Raw genomic sequence first — 25584 nt, 5'->3', positions numbered from 1 at the left:
CGAGATCCAAAAGCTCCGGAATTTCAGGCGGAGCGGGTCTCGTTTTCTATATAAAAGAGAGGTGAAAGCATTTGCGGATTTTACATACGGCTGACTGGCATCTTGGAAAAACGCTTGAAGGAAGAAGCAGGCTGAGTGAACAGGCCGATGTGCTGGATGAAATAAATACGATTGTAAAGGATGAGCAGATCGATGCCATTGTAATGGCGGGGGATGCATTTGACACCGTAAACCCGCCAGCTTTAGCCGAGCAGCTGTTTTATGAAAGCCTGTCTGCGCTTAGCGACAGAGGAAAGCGCCCGATCGTCGTCATTGCCGGAAACCACGATAATCCTGACCGTTTGTCCGCCGCTTCACCGCTGACACATGAAAACGGCATTCATTTAATCGGTTATCCGACAACAGAGCCGATTCATATTGAAGTGCCTTCAGCAGGAGAGCTTTTGGCGGTTGGAGCGCTGGCGTACCCATCTGAAGCGCGGTTAAATGAAGTGCTATCCGATACGTTTGATGAAAAGCTGCTCCGTGATCACTATGATGTGAAAATCAGGCAGGCGTTTGAGCATATGACAAGCCGGTTCCGGAACGATGCAGTGAAGATTGCCGCCAGCCATATTTATGTGGCAGGCGGAAACCAAACCGATTCAGAGCGGCCGATTGAAGTCGGCGGTGCATACACGGTGGCTGCTGAAAGCCTGCCGGCAGATGCCGCTTACGTTGCGCTCGGCCATTTGCATCGCCCGCAAACGATCAAGCGGGCGCGGACGCTTGCGCGTTATTCAGGATCTCCGCTCGCCTACAGCTTTTCTGAAGCGGGCTACGCTAAATCAGTGACGATTGTGGACGCAAAGCCTGGGGAAGAGGCCACTTGGCAAGAGGTGTTATTATCAAGCGGCAAGCCACTTGTGAAGTGGAAAGCGGCAAATGGATTGAGTGAGGTGTACAGCTGGCTGGATGAAGACAGAGATCAGAATGCTTGGATTGACCTGGAAATCCGTGTCGCGGACCAGCTGTCACTTGAAGAGATTCACAGGCTGCGGAAGGCGCACCCGGGCTTTATCCATATCAGGCCGGTTTTTGAAGAACGGAACAAAGACCGGGAACGGATCGAGGTTAAACATGTCTCAATCGAGGACCGCTTTAAGAAATTTTATGAAAAACAAACTGGCGGTGCGGTGCCGGATGAAGAAATGGTGAAGCTGTTTTTAGAGCTTGCATCAGGCGTTGAAGAGGAGGATGCGAAATGAAGCCGATCGCCTTAAGCATTAAGGGGCTCCACAGCTTTAGAGAGGAGCAGACGATAGATTTTGAAGGCCTTTCCGGTGCTGGTGTTTTCGGCATTTTCGGCCCGACAGGAAGCGGTAAATCCTCTATTCTCGACGCAATGACGCTTGCTTTATACGGAAAGGTGGAACGGGCGGCGAATAATACGCACGGTATCTTAAACCAGGCGGAAGATACGCTGTCTGTTTCCTTTACCTTTGCGCTTCAGACGAATCACCAAATCTCATACAAAGTCGAGCGTGTGTTTAAGAGAACGGATGAAATGAAGGTAAAAACGGCACTTTGCCGCTTCATCGAAATCAAGGACGAGCATACGGTGCTGGCTGATAAAGCCAGCGAAGTGAATAAAAGAGTTGAGGAGCTCTTAGGGCTGACGATCGACGATTTTACGAGAGCGGTGGTGCTGCCCCAAGGGAAATTTGCTGAATTTCTGTCTTTAAAAGGGGCAGAGCGCAGGCATATGCTTCAGCGTTTATTTAATTTGGAGCAATATGGAGACAGGCTTGTGAAAAAGCTGAGACGGCAGGCGCAGGAAGCCAATGCGAGAAAAAATGAAATGCTTGCTGAACAGTCCGGTCTCGGTGAGGCGAGCTCAGAGGCAGTGGAGCAGGCTGAAAAGGCTCTCGAACAAGCTGAAGCCCGGCTGGAAGCGATGAGGAAGAACCGTGATCAGGCGAAGGAGCGGTTTACAGAGCATCAGGAGATATGGAATGTCCAAAAGGAAAAATCCGCTTATGAAGAAGAGGAAAAACGTCTCGCAGAAGAACAGTCGCATATAGACAGCATGCAAAAACGCCTGCTGGAAGCAGAAACAGCAGCAGCCCTTAAGCCCTATGCGGACCGGTACGCAGAAGCGATCCAGCATGAGGAGCAAGCTGAAAAGGAACAAACGCTAGCCCAAAAGGATTTAGCAGACCGGACAGCTTTCTTTCAGCAAAAACATGAAGAGTATGAAGCGTGGCGCCAGCATAAAAGCGAGAAAGAGCCTGAGCTTTTAACAGAGCAGGAACAGCTTTCACGCTTGCAGGAAATCGAAATCAAACTGAGTGAGGCCAAGCAAGAGGAAGAGCGCAAAAAGGCTGACCTTCGGCAGAAAGAAGAGGCTCTTCAATCTGTCATGAATGAATTGGAGACGGTAACAGACCGCCTGACACGAGGGCAAAACAGACAGACAGAATTGAAACAGCAGCTCAAATCCCTGCAGGTGACATCCAATGAGCGAAAAAGCTGCCATCAGGCTGCAGAAATGGCATTGCGCATCAGACAAACCGAGGAGCAAATCAAAAAAGAGAAAAAACGAAGTGAAGAATTGAACCTCGTGCTGCAGAAGATGAATGAAGAGAAGAATACACTCGTTCAAAAGACGGAAGCGGAAGAAAACAACATCATTCAGGCATATGAGGCTGTACAAACTGTGTACCATTTGGTGTGCGAAACGGAACGCTCATTAACACGTATGACGGAAGAGACTAGAAAGAGCCAACACACGCTTCACTTACAGCGTGAAAAAGCAAGGGTGGCACTGCTGACAAAAGAGTTAGCCCAAAAGCTGACTGCCGGTAAGCCTTGCCCGGTATGCGGTTCAACCGATCATGATCCATCTGCCTCAGTACATGAAACATATGAAGCCGACAGCCATCTTGAAGAGGACATTAAACGGACAGATGTGTTATTGACGGAAGCTGCAGCTCTCAGCCAGGAGATTCTTTCAGCCAAAATTACGCTTGAAGAACAGTCCGCGCGCTTTATTGAACAGTGTCCGTTTTTGCAGACAATTCAAGCGCAGAACCTTGAAGCGGCAGCTTCCTTCGAAAATCAGCCGGTGTATGAAGCATTTGAAACTGTCAAATTCGAATGGAAACGAATCAAGCAGGACATTCTTTCTGTTAAGACACGAATGGCACAAATGATCGGCGCCTATCAGGAATCTTTAAAAAAGGCCGAGCAGCTTAATGAAAAAATCGGTTTTGAAAAAAGAGAAGCTGACCGTATTGAAAGCATCATCAGCGAGCTTCAATCCTCAATGGACAGCAGTCTGAACATGTTTAAAGAAGCATTTCAGAATCAATCTGTGGACGAAGCAGAAAAATGGCAGCAAGCCATTGAAGAAAAGGACCGGGCTGCAGAAGAATGTGAAAAACGAATTGAGAAGAGTATCGCGTTTCTTGCTGAGCATGAAGCACAAAAGGAAAAACTGCGGGAATCGGGACACCGGCTTGAACGGGAAAAGCTGGAGCTTCATTATGCGGCTGAACGCATCAAGAGCGTGATAGCTGATTATGAGCACGAACTCGGAGATTATGCAAAAGGAGATTCGATTCAAATCAAACTCCGCTCTGTCCAGCAGGATCTAAAGCTGTTAAAGGAAAAAGAACAATCTTTATATGAAGAACTGCAAAGCGCCCAAATGAAGCTCAACCAGGCGAAAAGCCGCGCTTCGGCAAGCGAGCTCACTCTTCAAGAGGCGAAGGGCAGATTGGAAAAAGCAAAAGCTGCTTGGCTTGAGCATACAAAAAACACCTCCATTACCCGGACTGAGGAGGTTGAACAAAGTCTCATCCCAGCCGATGAACTTGAAAAGATGAAAACCGGCATAGACCAGTTTATGGATAAACTGAAGCAAAATGCTGCAAACTTAAAACGAGTAGCAGAGATACTTGCCGGCAGAGCATTATCAGAGAGCGAATGGAACGAAACCGTTGCAGCATTACAAGAAGCTGAGGACGCATTTGGCGCTGCTATTGAGGAAAAAGGCGCGGCAGCAAAAGCACTGGCTGTCATTCGCGACCATCATAAACGGTTTAATGAAATTGAAGCTGAACTGAAAAAATGGCAGACGCATATCGACAGGCTGGACAAGCTGCAAGCTGTGTTTAAAGGCAATACCTTCGTCGAATTTTTAGCTGAGGAGCAGCTTGAAAGCGTTGCGAGGGACGCTTCAGCAAGACTCAGTATGCTGACAAGACAGCGCTATGCCATCGAAGTAGACTCAGAAGGCGGCTTCGTGATGCGGGATGACGCGAATGGAGGCGTACGACGCCCGGTTTCCAGTTTGTCTGGAGGAGAGACCTTCCTCACCTCGCTTTCACTTGCTCTTGCGCTGTCTGCGCAGATTCAGCTTCGGGGGGAATACCCGCTGCAGTTCTTTTTCTTAGATGAAGGCTTCGGCACACTGGATCAAGATCTGCTTGATACGGTTGTAACGGCCTTGGAAAAACTTCAGTCAGACAATCTGGCTGTCGGTGTCATCAGCCATGTGCAGGAACTGCGTGCACGGCTTCCGAAAAAGCTGATCGTCCATCCGGCTGAACCGAGCGGCCGCGGTACGCGGGTATCACTTGAGTTGATGTAAGGGAGGAGCGGATATGGCAAAGCAGACTGCCGGAATATGTGAGCTGTGCGGCCGGAGCGATGTCCAGCTGACAGAGCATCATCTCACACCGAAAGAGGAAGGCGGAACGTTTTTGCCGACAGCGATGCTCTGTATTCCTTGTCATAAACAGATTCATGCCTTATATACCAATCAAGAGCTCGCTGTACGTTTAAATGGAATGGCTGAACTCAGAAGCGATCCAGAGCTTGCCCGGTTTGTCAAATGGATCAGAAAACAGCCGCCTGAGAAGCTGATCAAAACAAAGAAATCAAATGAACGAAAAAAGAAAAAATGACTAAAAAGCAGCCCTCTCTTTGCAGAGCGGCTGCTTTTATCCGTTTCCAACCATATCCTGATCGTTGACATCGGGGTCTATATAATTTGTCGCGTTGACTGCATTATTTAATAGAAGGAAATCTCCCGTGTTTCCTGCTCCCGAACCGAGCGCAGATTTTGAAGAGCTTTTCGGAGAAAGGTAAAAGGAATCACCAAAGTTTACGACTCCGCCCGATATGGAATTGATAGCTATAGGCCCGACAATTGCTGGCATAAACGACACCCTTTATCGAAGTCTCTGTTTATTATATGTTCTTGGCGGGCGATTGTGAGCGCGGAGACTGAATCTGTCTGATATGTTTGATTCTCGCATCACCGCGGATAAGCGAAGCTGAACCAGCATGTAAAACAGAAGAGGCGGACACCCCTTGAATTTTGATGCTGCGAACATAAATAGCCGGCACCTCGTGGCAAAATGCGCTTTGTACACCTGTTTCGGGAATCGGCTTCACTGCCTGCTGCTGAAAGATCTGGTACTCCTTTTTGTTAAATGAGCCTTCATTATTGTAAAACGTGGACAGAGAACGCTGAACAGCAAATACTTTTACACTCATATCGATTTCATTTGTGTCGCCAACTTGAAACACACTTGCGATCCCGAGGGAATTAAACTTAACTAGTCTGATGCGTGATATGCGTTTAAGCATTATTCTGGCGCAATCGGAACAAACGGCCCGATAATAAGAGATTCAGGCGGTGTATCAAAAATAGAAGACAGGTAGATGGATTCAGTGTCTCCGATGTGGAAAACGGAGGAACTGGACACACCGTTCATCCGGATGTCCCCGACTTCCAAGCTGCGGTTGATGACTGTAAAGATCATGCTTGCTCATCTCCTTTCATTTCTGATGGAATATGCTCCAGAAAGTGTTCTACAGCGCGGATGACATCACGCTTCACATGCTCAGCGATATGTTCTGCATATTGTGCAGGCGGTGTATGTTCTTCTTTTTTGATATGGGACATATAATAATGGATTCGGCTGTCCATTTGTTTTCTGATGTCTTCAATAACATGATGTCTGTTTGTATCGTCAAGTCTGCTGTCATATTGGTTTTCAAGCTGTTCCAAAATATCTGGGATTTCCTCGGTTAAGTACATGTCGACATTCTGGCGGATCTGCTGCATGAGCTGAGCGCTCTCTTCCTGCTGCATCATCCCGATTTGCGGTGTCGACTGGCTGACTTCAAAGTTTTGGACGCTGTTCGGGTCAGTAGGATTTAAGCCGATATTCAAAGTCCCGTCGAGCCTTTCGATTTTCAGCTGATCAAATTTATACTCCACACGCTCAATGGTAGTGGCCGGCCGCTGTTTCATCGTATTCATTTCAGTTTGAATCTCTTTCAGCTGACGTTCGAGCTGCTGAATGTGAATCGCCTGCTGCTGAACGAAGGAATTCAAGTTTTGCAGGTAAGAGGAAACAGATTGATCATACATGTTCTTTCACCTCTTTCATATGATTAACGGCCAGGAGGCTGGAGCGGGACCAATGAACCTGTGTCGGGCTCCTGCAGCTGGAGCGGTTGCCCTGAGCCAGAAACTTCTGGTGCCGGTTCTACATAGCTTCCTGTATTATACAAATTTGACAAAGACTTGATTGATCCGGCGCTCCCGATTTGCAGAATGGAGGAGTTGCTGATTGATTCCAGCCGGAGATAGTTGATTTGAATGGTTTGATTAATATAGAAGTTCATGAGCCTCACTCCTTTTACGCATTGGCCACGATCGGCTGATCAACCGCATCATTGTCATACACATTCGTCGTGTTTTGATAATTCATCACCTTGAGGCTGTCGCCGGTATTAAAGCTGCCAGCACCGGCAAACGTTCTGACCTGAGCCTGAGGAGAAATCGTAATGCAGTCCCCGATGTGAACGACTCCGCTCGTACCAATCGCATTAATTTTAAACGCTCCGACAATGGCCGGCATACGAGCACATCCTTTGTTGAAAAATTGAAAAAAGACAGGTAAAGTGAAATGACAATTCTGATTTCAATTGGGCTATTCACGATAGCTTATGACAAACGCACATATGTGTGAGAGAAATTTAAAGGGGACATATCGGCTCTTGATGAAAGCGTTTTATTTTTTCGGGCCGTTATGTTTAAACATGGCAAAAGAGGATGTTGGGTATAAATTGAGCGGAAATGCGGCGAAGGATGCCGCTATCCGCCTATGGTGATTTTTGTTTATTTCTTTGGTGTTTTTGCGTGTAGAATGCTTTTTGGAGTATGTCGTGCTGCGGTATTCGATTTTTGGGCGGGCACATTCTCGCCCTGAGGTATATCCCAGAAGTGCTGAGCAAAAATCGGAGTTACATGTGGTGTATTCTAATTGTTATAGAAAATGATTTACATACGGGAGTTTTCAAGATATCTCCCAAAAATCATTTCTTCTTTAATCCGGGTATTCAGCAGGATATCCAGCTCTTGGCTGCATTGAATCGTTTCTTTTGAATTCATGCCGTATTTTTGTGCGGTTTCAATTAGTGTGATCCTCATTTCTTCAATTTTACTGTTCATTACGCTATCTCCAATTCTAGATTTTATTTTGATATAAATACAGGATATCGTTAGTATAACCTATTTTGGCTCAAAAGGTTGCCTTTCGTCAATTTGACTAAAAAAGCGACAATTTTTGCTGCGGCCTTTTTTAATGGAGAAAGGACTAAAGTCTTGCTAAGTGTGCTTGCAAAAAGTCCTGCCGTTCCTCAATTTCTCTAAGTATGTTGGTCTGCTCCTTTTCGATTTGAAAGGGGCTTTTTTTGATAAAAGGATCATCAGCAGCACTTTGACAAATGTCAAGGTGCCATTCGTTGATGAGAGGAGATAATCGTTCAATAGTAAACGACCGCTTCAGCACGTTTTTCATTAAGGTGTGATATTGCGACCTGAAGGCGGGAATGGATAGAAGCCTTGACGAAAGCGTCTTTCCTTTTGTCAGAAGCGGGTCTTCTTCATACCATTCTTGTACGGCAAGCGATCTTGTCTCCATCGGGGAAACGTAAAGCCGACCGGATTCGTTTAAACAAAATGTGTAGTAAAAGCCTTGATTGGTGCAGGCGTTGCCGATCAGCCACAAAAAAAACAGCTTGACATCCAGATACAATTTAATCCTTTCAGCCAATTCGTCATCTCCGGCTGTGCGGATCAGTATGAAAAATTCATGTAAGAATGCCGAGAAATCATTGTTAAAAAGGGACAATGGAACCCTTGGATCGGCCGTCTTCACTCCGTAACTCCTTTTACCGGCTGGCTGATGGTTCTTGATGTTCAAATAAATGCCTTCAGGCTGGCCATTGATGGTCAGAAAGCTGTACGAGGCAGCGGGAGCAGGTACGCCGATCTGGTCAAAAAAACAATAGGCGAGTCTGCGCCGCATCAGGGACGGATCATCCTGTTCTGCATTCAAAAAAAGTGTCCTTTCACCAAGCAGAGACTTTTCCCAGCTGATTTCATAGGATGCCTTTTCCGCTCTGTCACGCTGTGTGAGAAGAATGGGAGAAACAGATCGATCTGTTACGAAAAGCCCCTTGGCTGTACCTTTCCTTTTCAGCTGCTCCCGATGAAAAAATAAATGCACGCGCTCCATATTCTTTCCTCCTTCTCAAAACGACATTTGTATGATATGTAGAGCAAGCCCGTCCTGAAACGAAATGAAAACGGAATTGAGAAAAAGGGATTTCAGCATTCGACAGAGAATACATGAAGGAGCATTCTGATTTAAAAGATGATGGAGGAATAACATGAAATTTGCGACAGGGGAACTTTACAACCGAATGTTTGTCGGCCTGATCATTGACGATGAGAAAATTATGGATTTGCAGAAGGCTGAAAAAAAACTGTTTGAACTTGAGACGATTCCGGGATCGCTGATTGAATGTATCGCAGAAGGGGATAAATTCGTTGCGCATGCAAGGCAGCTGGCCGAGTGGGCAAAGAAACCGAATGATGAGCTGGGATCATTTATGTATTCATTATCTGAGGTGAAGCTTCATGCACCCATTCCGAAGCCATCAAAAAATATCATCTGCATCGGCAAAAACTACCGGGATCACGCGATTGAAATGGGGAGCGAGGCTGATATTCCGGAGCATCCGATGGTATTTACAAAATCGCCGGTAACGGTTACGGGGCATGGTGATATCGTAAAGAGCCATGAAGAGGTTACCTCTCAGCTTGATTATGAGGGAGAACTTGCTGTCGTGATCGGAAAAAGCGGGACTCGCATTTCAAAAGAAGATGCATATGACCATGTTTTCGGATATACGATTGTGAATGATATCACGGCGCGTGATCTGCAAAAAAGGCATAAGCAGTTTTTTATCGGAAAAAGCTTGGATACGACATGTCCGATGGGGCCCGTGCTTGTACATAAATCATCTATTCAGGAGCCAGAGCGCCTCAAGGTTGAAACAAGAGTCAACGGCGAGCTGCGCCAATCCGGTTCGGCAAGCGATATGATCTTTTCCATTCCGGAATTAATTGAAACCCTCTCAAAGGGGATGACGCTTGAAGCGGGCGACATTATTGCCACCGGTACGCCGTCTGGTGTCGGCAAGGGGTTTACGCCTCCAAAATTCTTGCGGTCAGGTGACAAAATTGATATTACAATTGATCCGATCGGAACGCTGTCAAACCAAATTGGCTGAATAAAACTGGAGGGCGGACCCGGACCCGCCCGTTTTTTCTGATAATCATCTTTGTGACAGAGGACAAGTTCATGGTACTATAAGTGGGGTAATTTATCTGATAGGGGGAACATATATGACACACCTACATATTACGACATGGGTGGTAGCGCTGATTCTGCTTTTCGTCAGCTACTCGCTGTATTCGTCAGGAAGTGCAAAGGGCGCAAAAATCACTCATATGATTCTGCGGTTATTCTATATCCTTATTATTTTGACAGGAGCTGAGCTGTTTGTCCGTTTCGCCAACTGGAACGGAGAATACGCCGGCAAAATGATTCTGGGCATTATCACCATCGGCCTGATGGAAATGCTCCTCATCCGCAAGAAAAAAGAAAAATCAACAGGAGGCCTGTGGATCGGCTTCGTCATTGTCCTTTTGCTGACAGTGCTGCTCGGTCTGCATTTGCCAATTGGTTTTCAATTGTTTTAATAGAAAAACCTATGAACCCGGCTCTTTGATAGAGCTGGGTTTTTTTATATTTATCCCCTCATATTCCAAATCATTTAAAATAACCTTAAAATTCCCTGTAAGCGGTATCTCGTCCTATGAAATTATGATACCTTCAAGGAGATTCATTATTTTGCAGGAGGGATAACATGAAACGCAGAAAATTAAGCTCGGTTGTGGCGGCAGTGCTTATTTTTGCACTGATTTTCAGCCTTTTTTCTCCGGGAACCAAAGCCGCAGCGGCCGGCGCGATCGATCAGGCGGCTGCTCTGGAAAACGGCAAAGAGCAGACAGGCGCCATGAAGGAGCCGGAACAGGTGAAATGGTACAAAGTGACCCCGGGAGCAACGGAAATTCAGAAACACTCACATATGGCACTGACCGTAAAGAGTGATTCAGTATTGAATGTATCTGTATATCCAAGTAAGGAAAAAGCGCTTAAAGATGAAACGTTTGAGATGTACCGTTCTTTCACAGCGGACGATGGAAAAAGCGAAGTCATTTTTCCATACGCGTGGAGCGGCCCTTACTATGTAAAAGTTGAATACCTCGGAGAAGAAGAGCCAGAGGACGACGGAACGGCAGAAGCAGCTGCAGAAGCCAAGTATACGATTGGGTATAAAGGCACCAAAAAACAGCCGTCAGATTTAGAAGAGGAAGAAGCTTGTCCGGTTGAAATGAGTGTCGATCAGAAGAAATCAGGAAAAGGCATCCTGGATAAGTTGAGAGCGATTCGTGATGAGCAGCTGAGCCAAACAGCAGAAGGCAAAGAACTGACAAGTCTTTATTACAAAGCAGCACCGTTTATCGTTGCAAAACTCGCACTCAATAAAACAGCAAGAAATGAAATCTATCAGGATCTTGTGACATTAAAGCCGTTATTTGACGATGTGTCAGAAAACGGAGCATCATCTTCGTATAAGGTCACTGAAAAGGATCAAAAAGCAATCAACCGGCTATATGATAAAGCTTTACAATCAGTCCCGTCATTCCTTAAAGAGGAGATAAAGAAACAAGCGGACCGACTAAATATGAAGCAGCTGCAAGGCAAAACAGCCGGAGCCATTTTAACAGAAAACAATATTGCAGCAAAAAGTGAAGTTCAGACAACAAAGGTTATTTTCAAGGTAAAGGACAATAAAAGCCTCTCATCCGTACATAATGAAATGAAGGGCTTTTCTGCAAGCGCGCAATCGAAAAAAGACATATCCAATGTGAAAAAGGCAAAGAAACTGTTTGACAATCTGTATTCATTTGAACTTCCGAAAGACGAGAAACAGAACGGCGCATATACGGCAAGCGCCAAAAGGGTCAAAAGCGCTGCTGCGACACTATCCAAGATGTCCAATGTAGAGTTTGCGGAACCCGTGCAGGAATACAAAAGCCTGGCAAACGACATTCAGTACCCTTATCAATGGCCGCTTAAAAACAACGGTGAAAACGGCGGTGTCAAAAATGCGGATGTGAAATATGAGCCTGCCAACACATTGCTGTCCAAACGCAAGCTTAACGATACACTCATTGCAGTAGTAGACACAGGCGTTGACAGCACGCTTGCCGATTTAAAAGGAAAAGTAAGAACAGATCTCGGACACAATTTTGTCGGACGGAATAACAATGCAATGGATGATCAGGGGCATGGGACGCATGTCGCAGGCATTATTGCGGCCCAAAGCGATAACGGCTATTCAATGACTGGATTGAATGCCAAAGCAAAAATCATCCCTGTAAAAGTGCTTGATTCCGCAGGTTCCGGAGATACTGAACAAATTGCTCTCGGCATCAAATATGCTGCTGACAAAGGAGCAAAGGTGATTAATTTAAGTTTAGGCGGAGGCTACAGCCGCGTGCTTGAATTTGCTTTGAAGTACGCAGCTGACAAAAATGTCTTGATTGCCGCAGCCAGCGGGAATGATGGAGAAAATGCCTTATCTTATCCTGCATCTTCTAAATATGTGATGTCAGTCGGCGCAACGAACCGCATGGATATGACCGCTGATTTCTCTAACTATGGAAAAGGTCTGGACATCTCTGCTCCAGGGTCTGATATCCCGAGCTTAGTGCCGAACGGAAATGTCACGTACATGAGCGGAACGTCTATGGCGACGCCGTATGCTGCCGCTGCTGCAGGATTGCTGTTTGCTCAAAATCCTAAGCTGAAAAGAACAGAAGTTGAGGATATGTTGAAAAAGACGGCAGATGATATTTCCTTTGAAAGTGTCGATGGCGGAGAAGAAGAGTTGTATGACGATTATGGCGATCCGATTGAAATTCCGAAGACACCTGGTGTAGACTGGCATTCAGGCTACGGGCGGCTGAACGTCATGAAGGCTGTCAGCGCAGCTGATTTACAGCTTAAGGTCAACAAGCTGGAAAGCACTCAAACAGCTGTCAGAGGAAACGCGAAGGAAGGCACACTTATCGAGGTGATGAACGGCAAAAAGAAACTCGGCAGCGCCAAAGCCGGAAAAGACAATGCGTTCAAGGTTAATATCGCGCCTCAAAAACAGGATCAAGTACTGTATGTGAAAGCAACAAAAGGCGATGCGAAAACATCGTATAAAGTTGTCGTCGTCAAAGGAAAACCTTCCGGCACACCGAAAGTAAACGCGGTGAAAACGAAGGATACGGCAGTAAAAGGGAAGGCAAACAGCAAAGCGATGATCAGAGTGAAAAACAAATCAAAGAAAGTCATTGCTTCTGCCAAAGCTGACGCAAAAGGAACGTTTTCGGTGAAAATCAAAAAACAAAAAGCCGGAACGGTGCTGTACGTCACGGCTGCGGATACAGATAAAAAAGAAAGCAAGGAAGCAAAAGTTGTTGTTGAAAAGTAACCAAAAAGCGGTGCTCGATGCACCGCTTTTTTATTTGCGCCCCCGTTGGACTGCTGAATACATAATGGATCGCTTTCCGTTTGAAGCCGTCCATTCAAAACGGTCTCCTGTCCCTTCGTTGCTGTAGTGATGCTGCATCGCGCATTGTGCGGTGTCATTTGAAAAGTGATAAAAGGACACACCCTGCCCCGCCGAAGTATTCGAAAAGACTCCTTTATTATAAGAAAAGACGCAATCGAATACCGATAAGCCGAAGCTGTGCAAGTGCTGCAGAAATGCGAGAAAGGTTTCGTCGTCAAGCGAATCCAAAAGCGCCATGAGCGGCCGCTTGACTGATTTCTCATAGCGGATGCGTTCTCCCCCGGAAAGGGAGATGTTTTCTTCACCGCATGCCAGAACCAATTGATCCTGGAAGCCGGCTTGCTCCCACTTTCCTTTATGATGGACCCAGATTGGGCTGTGTTGGAGAGTGTCCGCCAAAAGTATATCACCTTCTCCGTTTTCGATTAAACAGACGCCGTCTTCGATGAGGATGGTGCCGTATTCCCATTTTCGTTCCTCTGTATATAACAATTGTTTCCGTTTCATCCATGCTGTCTCCTTTTTCTTCATTCCTCTCTTTTCTTTCCAATTCAAGCCTGTCCCATACAACTCTTTTATGGACAAATCAACTATCTGCCTATAGATGCATAAACTTACTAAGGTGCTGAAAGAAACGAAATTGTTACGAAAGAAACGGGATTGGAGCTGATGTCACATGTGTGGAATTACGGGTTGGGTCGATTTTAAAAAGCAGCTCGTCCAGGAAAAACAAACGATGGACAGAATGACAGACACTCTTTCCAAACGAGGGCCTGATGATTCAAACGTTTGGGGGGAGCACCATGTTTTATTCGGACATAAAAGACTTGCAGTTGTTGATATTGAAGGAGGACGCCAGCCGATGGCGTGTACCTATAAAGGGGATACGTACACCATTATTTACAATGGCGAGCTGTATAACACGGAAGATTTGCGCAAAGAATTGCGGGCGCGGGGCCATCAATTCGAGCGTACGTCAGATACCGAGGTGCTTCTGCACAGCTACATCGAGTGGCAGGAAGACTGTGTCGACCATCTCAATGGCATATTCGCTTTCGCTGTGTGGGATGAAAAGCGTAATCTGCTGTTTGCCGCGAGAGACCGTCTCGGTGTAAAGCCGTTTTTTTACACGAAGGAAGGCTCTTCATTTCTCTTCGGGTCGGAAATCAAAGCAATCCTCGCGCACCCTGATATAAAAGCGCGAGTGGACAGAACGGGACTTTCTGAAATTTTCGGTCTTGGACCGTCCAGAACCCCGGGCACTGGCATATTTAAAGGTATAAAAGAAATCCGCCCGGCTCATGCGCTGACATTTTCCAAAGACGGACTTAATATTTGGCGTTATTGGAATGTTGAAAGCGAAAAACATACGGACAGTTTTGATGACACGGTTGCCAATGTCAGATCGTTATTTCAGGACGCGGTGACGCGGCAGCTTGTGTCGGATGTGCCTGTTTGCACATTCCTATCAGGCGGTCTGGACTCAAGCGCAATTACAGCGATTGCGGCGGGCCATTTTGAAAAGGAAGGAAAAGCACCGCTTCATACTTATTCGATTGATTACGAAGAGAACGATAAATTTTTTCAAGCAAGCGCTTTTCAGCCGAATGATGACGGACCATGGATTGAAAAAATGACAGAGGCTTTCGGCACAACGCACCACAAATGCGTCATCAGCCAAAAAGATCTCATTGATCATTTGGAGGAAGCTGTACTGGTCAAAGACTTGCCGGGAATGGCGGATGTCGACTCATCCCTGCTGTGGTTTTGCCGGGAAATCAAAAAGGACTTTGTCGTCAGCCTATCGGGAGAGTGCGCGGATGAGATTTTCGGCGGGTACCCGTGGTTCCATACGGCAGATGTTGAGTCTGGCTTTCCATGGATGAGATCAACGGAGGAGCGGATCAAGCTGCTTTCTGACTCATGGCAGAAAAAATTGAATCTGAAAGAATACGTAAATGCCAAATATGAAGAAACCTTGGCAGAAACGCCATTATTAGATGGTGAAACGGGTGTGGATAAAGCAAGAAGACAGCTGTTCTATTTAAATATGCTTTGGTTTATGACGAACCTTTTGGATCGGAAGGATCGCATGAGCATGGGGGCGAGCCTGGAAGTGCGGGTGCCGTTCGCCGATCACCGGCTTGTGGAATATGTTTGGAATATTCCGTGGGAAATGAAAATGCATGATAATCGGGAAAAAGGCATTTTACGCAAAGCGCTTGAAGGTATTTTGCCTGATGACATTCTGTATCGCAAAAAAAGCCCGTATCCGAAAACACATCATCCGGAATATACAAAAGGCGTCAGCGAATGGCTGAAAACGATCAGAAGCCAAAAGGACTCCGTGCTCCATACCTTGCTGGACAGAAAACAATTAGATCAGCTTTTAGAAACGGAAGGCTCCTCCTTCAAGGTGCCGTGGTTCGGACAGCTCATGAAGGGACCTCAGCTGATCGCCCATCTTGCTCAAATTCATACATGGTTTGAAGCGTATCGCATTGATATTGATGAAGGATAAAGAAAAAGCCGATTCTGCTCAAAGGAATCGGCTTTTTCTTCATATACAATTGCGAGAAAACATAATAGACTTGAAGAAGCAGTGATACATAGGAGTGAACAGAAATGAAAGAGATAAAAGAAGCCTATCAGCAATGCGGCCAGATCGTCAGCGCCCGCGAACCAGCCTGTTACAAAGCATTTTCGTTTCTTCCGCTGAAGCAAAGGCAGGCAGCTTGGGCGGTTATGGCGTTTTGCCATACGGCAGCCAATGCGGATGAGAAGGCGTTATCTGCCATTGAAGCGGAGGCGGAAGATGTTTTTTCCGGTACGTATAACGGGAATCATTTTTTGTGGAAGGCTTTCGGCCATGCGTACCAAACCTTTACACTGGACAGCAAGCCATTCCGTGAGTTCATTGCCGCACAGAAAGCGGAAGATAAACCGTTTGGAAACCTTGATGAATTGCTCATGCACGCATACCAGACAGGCGGCGCAGCCGGATTGATGCTGCTCCCGATTATGGCGCGCCGGCATCAGGAACAGCTGACACATGCAGCCGGTTCTCTCGGTTTAGCGATTCAGCTGATTCGGATTCTGAGAGATATCGGCACTGGCCAACAGCAAAAAAGCCGTATCCCTCGGGAAGTAATGCAGCAATTCGGCTATACAGAGGCTGATCTCCAAAAAGGCACCGTAAATAAGGCGTTCACAATGACGTGGGAGTATATCGCTTTTGAAGCGGAAGCCTACCTTGAAGAGTGTCAGGATGCCTTGCCGCTATTTCCGCAGTATTCTCAAAAAACGGTGAAAGCTGCTCTTCATTTGTACCGGGCTGTTTTAGAAAAAATCCGGGCGAAGCAGCACGATGTATTTCAACTTCACTTCGCTCTCACAGAGACCGAAGTGAAGCAGATTCTCTCTGATATCTAAAAAACCCGGCCTTGATTGAGCCGGGTGTTACGCCATACCTTTTTGAATCCAGATACGTGAGCGCCATCTTCTGTACATTAAGATTCCCCGGACCCATTCATCCGCGATAAAAGAAATCCAAATACCGGCAAGACCGAAACCGAGGTGGATGCCAAAAAGATAAGCAAGCGGGAGGCCAATGCCCCACATTGAAATCATCGCCATGTAAACCGGGAATTTCGCATCCCCCGCGGCCCGCAGAGAGTTAATGATAATGACATTAAACGAGCGGCCTGGTTCAAGGATAATGGTCATGGCAATCAATAGGCTTGCAGTTGCTATAATGTCAGGGCTTTGTGTGAAGAGTCCGATCAGGTCTTTTGAAAAGATCGTCATCAAAACAGAGGTAGCCGCAGCAATTCCGAGTGCCCAATATAAGCTCTTCATGCAGCGCTCATAAGCGGCATCAAATTGTTTGCCGCCGATATAACGGCCGATTAAGATTTGTGTACCCTGGCTGATCGCAGTGCCGAACAGCAAAATAAACATCGTAATATTTTGCGTATACACTTTTGTTGTCAACGCCTGCGCGCCCATGATCGCGATAAAATACGTGACAATCATTTGCGAAAGGTTGTATGAAAGCTGCTCTCCCGCAGAAGGAATGCCGATTTTCAGCAGCTTGCGCAAATGTTCTTTATGCATATGAAAGACTTTTTTCAGCGACATCTTCAGCTGAATGCGTTTGTTGACAATCACAATCATCGCGATTAATCCGATGACGCGGGCGATAGATGTGGACATGGCCACACCGGCAACGCCGAGAACAGGAAAGCCGAACAAACCAAAAATCACAACAAAGTTTCCGGCAATGTTTAAAATGTTCATGCCGATAGTGACAAACATTGTATCTTTTGTATAGCCATAGCTTTTTAAGATCGCGCTGAATGTCATGATTAAAGCCTGAATAAAGGACAGACCTCCGACAACTTGTAAAAAGACTTTCGCATCAGGCATCAGTGCGTCTGATAATCCCATCATATGAAGCAGAGGGACAGCCGCGAAAAAGACGATGGCGCTAATGGCCAGGCTGATGAAGAAGTTGGCGCCGATTGACACATAAGCGACTTCCATGGCTTCTTTCTTTTGCCGTGAGCCTAGAAATTGTGAAATGATAACGGTCGTTCCTGTTGCGATAAAGCTGAACATCACGATAATTAAATTTAAAATCTGGTTGCTGACGCCGACTGCTGCCACGCTGTTATCCGAGTATTGGCTGAGCATCAGTGTATCGGCATTACCCATAAACATATATAATGAGACCTCAATAAAGATCGGCCAAGTAAGCGAAAATAATGAGAACGTTTTGTCAGCGGGTTTTTTCAAAGCAGTTGATTTGAAGACAGCTTGTTTCATAGTGTCTAACCCCTTTCGTAAATAAAATCAACGTTTTAAAGTGTACCTCCATTTCCTTATAATAAAAAGGGATAGAAACGATACTTCTTGTAAAAATCCGACTTAAAAAGGAGGATGATTCAAATGCCTCGCATCCTGTTTACAGTCCCGCCTTTTCCGGTATTTATCGCAGCTGGGGAAGGGGTTTTTAAAAAAGGAGAAACCCATGTGAAACGTGTATTCTCCGTGTTTGATCTGATATATGTCAAACAGGGAACGTTATATATAACGGAAAATGAAACATCGTTTTCTGTTGAAGGCGGCGAGTACATCTTGCTTTCTCCCGGTCTTGAACACTACGGGACGAAGGGCAGTGATGAAGCAACCTCCTACTATTGGCTTCACTTCGATGAACATCGATATGAATTTACGGCAAAGGGAGGCAGCAACTGGTCTGAGCTTCAGCAGGAAAAAGGGAGCTTCGAAGAGCCGGCCCGCTACGGATTGGCCTTGCCGAGAAAAGGCAAGGTGCAGCGCCCGCAGTTTATGGCGCAGCAGTTTGAAAAGCTGATCGATTACTCTGCGGAAAACTCTGATTTGCCGCTCAGAAAGCAAATTTTATTTGCGGAGCTGATGCTGCATCTTCAAAAAGAAGCGTTCCAAATACCGTCTGCGAAAGAGCGGGTAGCCTGGGAGGCGGCCCGGTACTTACAGGAGCACTATAAGGAAAAGACGACAATCAAGGATCTGTCGCTCGCCCTTCACTACCATCAGGATTATGTGAGCCGCTGTATGCAGCAGGTGCTCGGCGTAACTCCGGCACAATACACGAACCGGGTGAGAATGACGGAAGCGAAGCGTCTTTTATCCTCTACAAATGATAAAATGGGCGTTATTGCGGAAACGGTCGGAATGGAAGATCCGACATACTTTTCAAAACTCTTTAAGCAGATAGAAGGCATTTCACCAATTGAATACCGGAAAATTGTCAGCCGGAAAGTTCAATAACCAGACGAGGGATGAACATGAAAACAACAATTTACGATGTGGCAAAGGCGGCGGGTGTCTCGATCACAACTGTGTCCCGTGTGATAAACAATACGGGGAGAATCAGCGATAAAACACGGCAGAAGGTCATGAATGTCATGAATGAAATGGCATACACGCCCAATGTTCACGCCGCGGCTTTAACGGGAAAACGAACGAATATGATTGCTCTCGTGGCGCCTGATATTTCAAATCCGTTTTACGGCGAACTGGCCAAAAGCATTGAGGAAAGAGCGGATGAGCTCGGTTTTCAAATGTTGATTTGCAGCACCGATTACGATCCGAAAAAAGAAACAAAGTATTTTTCTGTGCTGAAACAGAAAAAGGTGGATGGCATTATTTTTGCAACAGGGATTGAAAGCCATGACAGTATGTCTGCTTTGGAGGAAATCGCCAGTGAACACATTCCGATTGCCATGATTTCTCAGGATAAGCCGCTTCTTCCGATGGATATTGTTGTGATAGATGACGTTCGTGGCGGATATGTGGCTGCCAAGCATCTTCTGTCACTCGGCCACACGAACATCGCCTGCATTATCGGAGACGGGTCAACGACAGGCGAAAAAAATAGAATCAAAGGCTTCCGTCAGGCGATGGAGGAAGCGGGCGTGCCCATTGATGAATCACTTATCATCCAAACGCGGTTTTACTTGGAAAGCGGCAAGGAAGAAGCGGGAAAATTGCTCGACAGGAACGCTCCGACTGCTATTTTTGCCTTCAACGACGTATTGGCTTGTGCCGCCATACAAGTTGCGAGAATAAGAGGCATAAAAGTGCCGGATGATCTTTCTATCATTGGTTTTGATAATACGATACTCGCAGAAATGGCGGCTCCGCCCCTGACAACCGTAGCCCAGCCGATAAAAGAGATGGGGCGGAGCGTCATCGAACTGCTGGCAGAAGCAATAGAGGGAAAACGAAAGGCGAAACAAAAAATAGTGCTTCCGCCTGAGCTTGTAGTCAGACATTCTACATCACCGCTCAACACATGAGCCCGCTAATGAGCGGGTTTTTTCATTATGACAGTTGAAGCCAAAAAAACATATTGCGTGTAAACCAAAGGCAGTGTAAAATGAAACCATCTTTTGAGAAAGCGCTTGCGCAAAATGGCAGAGCGGATAGAACCGCTGTTTTTTTAGCTGTTAAAAGAAAGCGCTTTCCAAAGGCGAGCCTGAAATGAGATAAAGGAGAGGATGGGACGTGGAACATCAAGTAAGGTGCGCAGTATTAGGGCTAGGAAGGCTGGGTTATTATCATGCGAAAAATCTCGTCACCAGTGTACCGGGGGCAAAGCTGGTTAGTGTCAGTGATCCGTTAAAAGGGAGAGCAGAGCAGGTTGCCAGAGAATTCGGTATCGAAAAATGGTCAGAGGACCCGTATGAAGTGTTAGAAGATCCCGGCATTGATGCTGTCATTATCGTAACGCCGACAAGCACACATGGTGATATGATCATCAAAGCAGCCGAGAACGGCAAACAGATCTTCGTTGAAAAACCGCTGACATTAAGCCTTGAGGAATCAAGAGCAGTTTCTGAAAAAGTGAAAGAGACAGGTGTCATCTGCCAAGTCGGCTTTATGAGACGATTCGATCCCGCATACGCAGATGCCAAACGGCGGATCGACGCTGGAGAAATCGGCAAACCTATCTATTATAAAGGCTTTACGCGCGACCAAGGCGCGCCTCCCGCAGAATTTATCAAACACAGCGGTGGAATTTTCATCGACTGTTCCATCCATGACTATGATATTGCCCGTTATTTGCTAGGGGCGGAAATCACTTCTGTTTCAGGACACGGCAGGATTCTGAACAATCCGTTTATGGAGCAGTATGGCGATGTGGATCAGGCACTGACGTATATTGAATTTGACTCCGGCGCAGCGGGGGACGTCGAGGCAAGCAGAACCTCTCCATACGGACATGACATCCGGGCGGAGGTGATCGGGACAGAGGGCAGTATTTTCATAGGGACATTGAGACATCAACATGTGACCATCCTATCGGCTAAAGGGAGCAGTTTTGATATCATTCCAGACTTTCAAACTCGTTTTCATGAAGCCTACTGCTTGGAGCTTCAGCATTTCGCCGAGTGTGTCCGGAATGGAAAAACACCGATTGTGACTGATATTGATGCGACGATCAATTTAGAAGTGGGCATCGCAGCAACCAATTCCTTTCGAAGCGGCAGGCCGGTACAGCTAGATGTGAAGCGTGCTTATACAGGTATGTAAAAGCTAAAATGTTGCATTTGAGGCTTTCCGCAAAAAAAGCAAGGACATTTTAGCCCTTGCTTTCTCTTTTCTCATATAAATAGTACATATAATCAGTAGGTACGCCTGAATGGCCCAGCTGTCTCAGCATGGCGGTTACGTTCCCTCTGTGGTAAGTGCCGTGATTGACGACATGCAGGATGGTGTCTGCATAGGTTGATTCCAGTGTACCTAGTTTCGGATGTTGCATTGTGAAGGTCTGTTCTAAGTTCGTCTGGCGGCTGAAGAAATCATGATACTGTGACTCCAGCTCGGCAGCGTGCTGTTTAATCGCTGCCATATTACCTTGCGCGGACTCTAATTTGCCTGCGCTGTCTATAATCTCTTGGTAGGCCACTCCCGAAAGAACATTCAGCCAAATGTAGTCAGCCCTGCACATATGAAGCAGCACGTCGCTGACAGAAGGAAATACGCTCTTTACTTCTTGATAGGCAGTTTCCTCCGGCAGGTTTTCGATATGGGTAAATATTTTCTTGTTTGCCCAAGAATGATAGTCATAAAACTGTTTTGCATCAGTCATCAGCATGCCCCCTTTTCTAAGAAATTCGTTTTTTTCATCTGTTTCTCTTTCAATTGCAAAAGAGTGACACCCCAAAATATCCTGCCGCTGCCCACATTACCGCTGCAGAGCATTTGTTTACGATCAGCATAAGCCTGCCGCTCGTATCTATCGTCTGAAACAACCGACCCGCTATTGCAAGGCTGATGAACCAAATCCAAGACACAGCGATGCAGGCGGCCATAAAGAGCCATTTCTCAAGCCCCGAATATTGAAGAGAGCTCGTGCCGATGACGCCGATCGTGTCCAGAATGGCATGCGGGTTTAAAAGAGAAACAGCGGCCGCAAACGCAGCTTGCTTTTTTGGTGTGAACGTATGTTTCTCGTTTTGGCTTGTGTTCGGACGGCTGTTCCAAGTCACCCAGCCCATATAAAGCAAAAATAAAAATCCGCCGGCCATCATGACTGTCTCAAACACAGGCAGCTCCTGCACAATGACAGATACGCCCGCAACGGCTAATACGATTAACAGGGTATCGCAGACTGAAGCACTGATGACAGCTGGGAGAGCCCGCCAAATATGCTTTTGCCACGCGCCTTGCTGAAAAATAAACACATTCTGCACTCCCAGCGGCAAAATTAAGCCAAACGCGAGCACAATTCCGTGAATGATTGCATTCATGCTGAAAAAGCTCCTTTCACATTTTTTTTCAATCATAAGAGAGATTGTCACTAAAGTCTCCAGCCATTTGGTTGGGTTAGAAACCAGCCAAATGTATAATGTGTAAAAAAGGGGGGCATGACCTTGTCGCAATGGCAGCCAAGCCGAAAGTCGGATATTCCGCTGCATCGGCAGATCGAACAATATATGAAAGACAAGATTCTTCACGGAGAGTGGGCTGTAGGGACGAAAATCCCCTCACAGAGAACGCTGGCCGACATGTTTCAAGTCAACCGCAGCACAGTCACAGCAGCTATAGATGAACTCACGTCTCAAGGCTTGTTAGAGGGAAGAAGAGGCGGCGGTACGAAGGTTGTAAACAGTACTTGGAGCGTGCTGGCGGCTGAGCCACCGCTTGATTGGAGCGATTACGTCCGTTCGGGCATTCATCGCGCCAATTCTTCCATCATTCAAGCTATTAATCAGAACGAACCAAGAGCGGATATCATCAGATTAGGAACTGGAGAACTATCACCGGATCTTGTGCCTGCTGACACAATTGGACGGATGTTTCAGCAAATCAATCCGGGCGCCCTGTCTTTAGGATATGAGCAGCCGAAAGGAAACCGTCAGCTGCGGGAGGCAGTGGCCGACCATTTAAAAGGAAAGAAGATCCATGTGTCACCGTCTGCAATTTTAATTGTGTCCGGTGCACTTCAGGCACTTCAGCTCATCTCAATTGGACTTTTAAAACGAGATTCTGTCATTTTGACGGAGAAGCCGTCCTACCTTCAATCCTTGCATGTATTTCAATCAGCTGGGATGCGGCTTCGCGGCTTGCCGATGGATGATGAAGGGGTCAAAGCGGGGCTTGTTTCTTCTAATCGAAAACAATATGGAGGACAGCTGCTTTACACGATTCCGTCGTTTCATAATCCGACAGGCACAGTCATGTCAGAGCAGCGAAGGAAAGAGATCATCAGCCTGTCAAAAAAAGAGCAGCTGCCCATCATTGAGGATGATGCGTACGGTGATTTATGGTTTGAAGAAAAACCTCCGCAGCCGTTGAAAGCAATGGATCATGAGGGCAATATTCTGTATCTGGGCACGTTTTCAAAAACGGTTAGCCCCGGCCTGCGAATCGGCTGGCTTGCCGGTCCGGAGCCGGTTATTGAAAGGTTGGCGGACATTAAAATGCAGACAGACTACGGATCAAGCGGCCTGTCCCAGTGGGCGGCTGCCGAGTGGCTGTCACAGGGGTATTATGAAGAGCATCTGACTTGGGTACGCAGGAAGCTTAAAGAAAGGAGAGACGCCGCCGTTCATTTTCTCGAGCGGTATGCCGGGGACATTGCCACGTGGCGGATTCCCGCAGGCGGCTTTTATATTTGGGTGACATTTCACAAAAACCTGCCTGTTAGCCGTTTCTTTTATGGATTGCTGAAACGGCAGGTGCTTGTGAATCCCGGCTATATTTATGACGGTGAAGACCGAAACAGCATCAGGCTGTCATATTCCTATGCATCTCTTGGAGATTTGGAAACTGGCATTAAAGCGGCAGCTGAAACAGCACGCCGCCTGATGATGTCCTAGGCTTTGGTTATACGATGACAGCTCCCAGTGCCCTGGCGAAGGCAATCGCATGCTCAGGTGCGATTTTGCAGCCTTTCAATTTGTCGAGGGAGACATGAAGCTGTTCAAAACGGCACGTGCTGATGTCCATGTTTTGAAGGGATGTGCCGGTAAAGCTGGCGCCTTCCAATTCGCATCCGTCAAAGTGTGTCTGCTGGAGCACCGTATTGCTGCATTCACTTTGCATAAGAGCACAATGATCAAATCGAACTTGTTTCATATTTGAATACGAAAATGAGCTGAAATGTCCGTGGCATTCCTCGAATGAAACATTCCGAAGCGTTGCTTCCGCCACATTCATTCCAACCATTTTTGACTGCTTAACTGAAGTTCTGTGAATGACAGCCCCGCTGAAATCGGCGTTTGATAAATCGCACTTTTCAAAGATCACATCGGTCAGTTCAATATGCCGAAAAGACACATCGATAAAGACGACATTTCTGAATACCGTTTTTTCAACACAGAGTCTTTCGATATCTTCGCCGCAGATGGTACAATCTTCAAACAAATGCATGCTGATTACATCATCCTGCGTCACGGCATCATGAAAATCTGCGGTTTGCAGGTTTTCTGGTATGTTTGGTTTTTGAATTGCGATTTTATTCATGTGATGACATCCTTTGCTGCCCGAAAAACAGAGGCTTCCGGGTTCAATTTAATAGATCGTTAAGGAAATTGATACATATAGTAAATCGTGAAGAGCCTTTTCTTGGTATAGCAGCCCGCTTGTTTTGTAAGCATAAATGGAAAGATTCCTATACGTCAAGGCGTTTACAGGCCGGGAAAGCCAAAGGGAACAGGAGGAATGCGGAATGGGGCATTACATCAAAACCGAGGAGCATGTGACACTGTTTGTAGAGGATATCGGACATGGAAGGCCGATCATCTTTTTGCACGGGTGGCCGTTGAATCATAAGATGTTTGAATATCAAATGAATGAGCTTCCGAAAAGGGGATTTCGTTTTATCGGCGTTGATTTGCGGGGATATGGGCAATCTGACCGCCCTTGGGAAGGCTACGATTATGACACGATGGCCGATGATGTGAAAGCAGTCATTTATACGCTGCAGCTTGAGAATGCGATTCTCGCCGGTTTTTCAATGGGCGGCGCCATTGCAATTCGTTATATGGCAAGGCATGAAGGAGCCGATATTGATAAGCTGATTTTACTGTCTGCAGCGGCCCCCGCGTTTACAAAACGCCCGGGTTATCCGTACGGGATGAGGAAGCAGGATATTGACGATATGATTGAATTGTTCAAAACGGATCGGCCCAAAACACTGGCTGATTTAGGGAAACAGTTTTTTGAGAAAAAAGTGTCTCCAGAGCTTAGGCAGTGGTTTCTCAATCTGATGCTGGAGGCTTCCTCCTACGGGACGATCCACTCGGGCATCGCATTAAGAGACGAAGATCTCAGGAAGGAACTTGCTGCAATCAAGGTGCCGACGCTGATCCTGCACGGGAGAAAGGATAAAATTGCGCCGTTTGATTTTGCGAAAGAGTTGAAGCGCGGCATCAAACAGTCGGAATTGGTTCCGTTTGCAAACAGCGGGCACGGAGCATTTTATGAGGAAAAAGAGAAGATCAACAGTTTGATTGCGCAGTTCTCCAACTCATAAGA

25 protein-coding genes and 1 pseudogene are annotated in these 25584 nt (G+C 46.5%); 13 read left to right on the top strand and 13 right to left on the bottom strand.

Going from position 1 to position 25584, the window contains the following annotated elements; genetic code table 11:
• Positions 1-71: 71 nt before the first annotated feature.
• From sbcD to hlpB, 3 genes are read left to right on the top strand one after another with little or no spacing between them, the layout of a single operon-like run.
• Entirely contained in the window at positions 72-1247 is a 1176-nt protein-coding gene (gene sbcD / locus PUN35_RS08930; protein WP_014479390.1) for an exonuclease subunit SbcD, read from the top strand.
• Entirely contained in the window at positions 1244-4636 is a 3393-nt protein-coding gene (gene sbcC / locus PUN35_RS08925; RefSeq protein ID WP_014479391.1) for an exonuclease subunit SbcC, read from the top strand. Before sbcD ends, sbcC begins: the two co-directional genes overlap by 4 nt.
• A 13-nt stretch (positions 4637-4649) precedes the next feature.
• Positions 4650-4952 carry an HNH nuclease-like protein HlpB gene (gene hlpB / locus PUN35_RS08920; RefSeq protein ID WP_003233097.1) on the top strand — a complete coding sequence of 101 codons (303 nt, stop codon included), beginning with the start codon at positions 4650-4652 and terminating at the stop codon, positions 4950-4952.
• A gap of 36 nt (positions 4953-4988) precedes the next feature.
• Here the strand turns inward: hlpB and PUN35_RS08915 are convergent, their stop codons facing one another.
• The 8 genes from PUN35_RS08915 to PUN35_RS08880 form a co-directional block, all read right to left on the bottom strand.
• Positions 4989-5207: a spore germination protein gene (locus tag PUN35_RS08915; RefSeq protein ID WP_003233096.1), complete on the bottom strand. Its 219-nt coding sequence runs from the start codon at positions 5205-5207 to the stop codon at positions 4989-4991.
• 31 nt (positions 5208-5238) lie between these two features.
• On the bottom strand, positions 5239-5640 hold the full coding sequence (locus PUN35_RS08910) for a spore germination protein GerPE (RefSeq protein WP_032725362.1): 402 nt from the start codon (positions 5638-5640) through the stop codon (positions 5239-5241).
• On the bottom strand, positions 5640-5816 hold the full coding sequence (gene gerPD, locus PUN35_RS08905) for a spore germination protein GerPD (protein ID WP_014479392.1): 177 nt from the start codon (positions 5814-5816) through the stop codon (positions 5640-5642). The genes PUN35_RS08910 and gerPD overlap by 1 nt, the downstream gene beginning before the upstream one ends.
• On the bottom strand, positions 5813-6430 hold the full coding sequence (locus PUN35_RS08900) for a spore germination protein GerPC (protein WP_014479393.1): 618 nt from the start codon (positions 6428-6430) through the stop codon (positions 5813-5815). The genes gerPD and PUN35_RS08900 overlap by 4 nt, the downstream gene beginning before the upstream one ends.
• A 23-nt stretch (positions 6431-6453) precedes the next feature.
• Entirely contained in the window at positions 6454-6687 is a 234-nt protein-coding gene (gene gerPB, locus PUN35_RS08895; protein WP_003233090.1) for a spore germination protein GerPB, read from the bottom strand.
• A 14-nt stretch (positions 6688-6701) separates the two neighbouring features.
• A complete protein-coding gene (locus PUN35_RS08890; protein WP_014479394.1) occupies positions 6702-6923 on the bottom strand; it encodes a spore germination protein in 222 nt (73 codons plus the stop codon).
• 422 nt (positions 6924-7345) lie between these two features.
• The gene (yisI, locus tag PUN35_RS08885; protein ID WP_003233086.1) at positions 7346-7516 is read right to left on the bottom strand and encodes an aspartyl-phosphate phosphatase YisI; all 171 of its coding nucleotides are present in this window, start codon (positions 7514-7516) and stop codon (positions 7346-7348) included.
• Positions 7517-7661: 145 nt separating this feature from the next.
• Complete coding sequence (locus tag PUN35_RS08880; RefSeq protein WP_014479396.1) at positions 7662-8585, bottom strand: CotH kinase family protein; 924 nt, start codon at positions 8583-8585, stop codon at positions 7662-7664.
• A gap of 154 nt (positions 8586-8739) precedes the next feature.
• Here PUN35_RS08880 and PUN35_RS08875 point away from each other — a divergent pair, with 154 nt between their 5' ends.
• The 3 genes from PUN35_RS08875 (at position 8740) to wprA (ending at position 12969) form a co-directional block, all read left to right on the top strand.
• Positions 8740-9645, top strand: coding sequence for a fumarylacetoacetate hydrolase family protein (locus PUN35_RS08875; RefSeq protein WP_003245441.1), 906 nt, complete (start codon positions 8740-8742; stop codon positions 9643-9645).
• A gap of 115 nt (positions 9646-9760) precedes the next feature.
• Entirely contained in the window at positions 9761-10117 is a 357-nt protein-coding gene (locus PUN35_RS08870; protein WP_014479397.1) for a YisL family protein, read from the top strand.
• Between the two features lie 167 nt (positions 10118-10284).
• Positions 10285-12969: a cell wall-associated protease WprA gene (wprA, locus tag PUN35_RS08865; protein ID WP_014479398.1), complete on the top strand. Its 2685-nt coding sequence runs from the start codon at positions 10285-10287 to the stop codon at positions 12967-12969.
• A 30-nt stretch (positions 12970-12999) separates the two neighbouring features.
• Here the strand turns inward: wprA and PUN35_RS08860 are convergent, their stop codons facing one another.
• Positions 13000-13581 (bottom strand): DUF2777 domain-containing protein, encoded by a 582-nt coding sequence (locus tag PUN35_RS08860; RefSeq protein ID WP_072592592.1) that lies wholly within the window; start codon positions 13579-13581, stop codon positions 13000-13002.
• Between the two features lie 145 nt (positions 13582-13726).
• Here PUN35_RS08860 and asnB point away from each other — a divergent pair, with 145 nt between their 5' ends.
• Complete coding sequence (asnB, locus tag PUN35_RS08855; RefSeq protein ID WP_014479400.1) at positions 13727-15571, top strand: asparagine synthase (glutamine-hydrolyzing); 1845 nt, start codon at positions 13727-13729, stop codon at positions 15569-15571.
• Between the two features lie 81 nt (positions 15572-15652).
• Positions 15653-16482, top strand: a pseudogene (locus PUN35_RS08850) (phytoene/squalene synthase family protein).
• Positions 16483-16509: 27 nt separating this feature from the next.
• On the opposite strand, the gene PUN35_RS08845 reads toward PUN35_RS08850, so the two are convergent.
• A complete protein-coding gene (locus PUN35_RS08845; RefSeq protein ID WP_014479402.1) occupies positions 16510-17877 on the bottom strand; it encodes an MATE family efflux transporter in 1368 nt (455 codons plus the stop codon).
• Between the two features lie 123 nt (positions 17878-18000).
• Here PUN35_RS08845 and PUN35_RS08840 point away from each other — a divergent pair, with 123 nt between their 5' ends.
• The 3 genes from PUN35_RS08840 to iolX all read left to right on the top strand — a co-directional run bounded on the left by PUN35_RS08840 (position 18001) and on the right by iolX (position 21132).
• Positions 18001-18864: an AraC family transcriptional regulator gene (locus PUN35_RS08840; protein ID WP_014479403.1), complete on the top strand. Its 864-nt coding sequence runs from the start codon at positions 18001-18003 to the stop codon at positions 18862-18864.
• A gap of 17 nt (positions 18865-18881) precedes the next feature.
• The gene (degA, locus tag PUN35_RS08835; protein WP_014479404.1) at positions 18882-19895 is read left to right on the top strand and encodes a transcriptional regulator DegA; all 1014 of its coding nucleotides are present in this window, start codon (positions 18882-18884) and stop codon (positions 19893-19895) included.
• Positions 19896-20103: 208 nt separating this feature from the next.
• Positions 20104-21132, top strand: coding sequence for a scyllo-inositol 2-dehydrogenase (gene iolX, locus PUN35_RS08830; RefSeq protein WP_014479406.1), 1029 nt, complete (start codon positions 20104-20106; stop codon positions 21130-21132).
• 49 nt (positions 21133-21181) lie between these two features.
• Here iolX and PUN35_RS08825 read toward each other — a convergent pair whose 3' ends face one another.
• A complete protein-coding gene (locus tag PUN35_RS08825) occupies positions 21182-21691 on the bottom strand; it encodes a DinB family protein (protein WP_026113686.1) in 510 nt (169 codons plus the stop codon).
• Positions 21692-21740: 49 nt separating this feature from the next.
• A complete protein-coding gene (locus tag PUN35_RS08820) occupies positions 21741-22403 on the bottom strand; it encodes a LysE family transporter (protein ID WP_015252394.1) in 663 nt (220 codons plus the stop codon).
• Positions 22404-22469: 66 nt separating this feature from the next.
• Here PUN35_RS08820 and PUN35_RS08815 point away from each other — a divergent pair, with 66 nt between their 5' ends.
• Complete coding sequence (locus tag PUN35_RS08815; RefSeq protein ID WP_031600355.1) at positions 22470-23924, top strand: aminotransferase-like domain-containing protein; 1455 nt, start codon at positions 22470-22472, stop codon at positions 23922-23924.
• 7 nt (positions 23925-23931) lie between these two features.
• On the opposite strand, the gene PUN35_RS08810 is transcribed toward PUN35_RS08815, so the two are convergent.
• The gene (locus PUN35_RS08810) at positions 23932-24570 is read right to left on the bottom strand and encodes a pentapeptide repeat-containing protein (protein WP_014479410.1); all 639 of its coding nucleotides are present in this window, start codon (positions 24568-24570) and stop codon (positions 23932-23934) included.
• A gap of 205 nt (positions 24571-24775) precedes the next feature.
• Between PUN35_RS08810 and PUN35_RS08805 the strand changes: the two genes are divergently transcribed.
• A complete protein-coding gene (locus PUN35_RS08805; RefSeq protein ID WP_014479411.1) occupies positions 24776-25582 on the top strand; it encodes an alpha/beta fold hydrolase in 807 nt (268 codons plus the stop codon).
• Positions 25583-25584 lie beyond the last annotated feature (2 nt).

This window comes from Bacillus sp. N3378-2at (assembly GCF_033412715.1).
GTDB lineage: Bacteria > Bacillota > Bacilli > Bacillales > Bacillaceae > Bacillus > Bacillus subtilis.
Note: the sequence above shows the minus strand (reverse complement) of the source record. Positions and strands in the feature narration are given on the sequence as shown.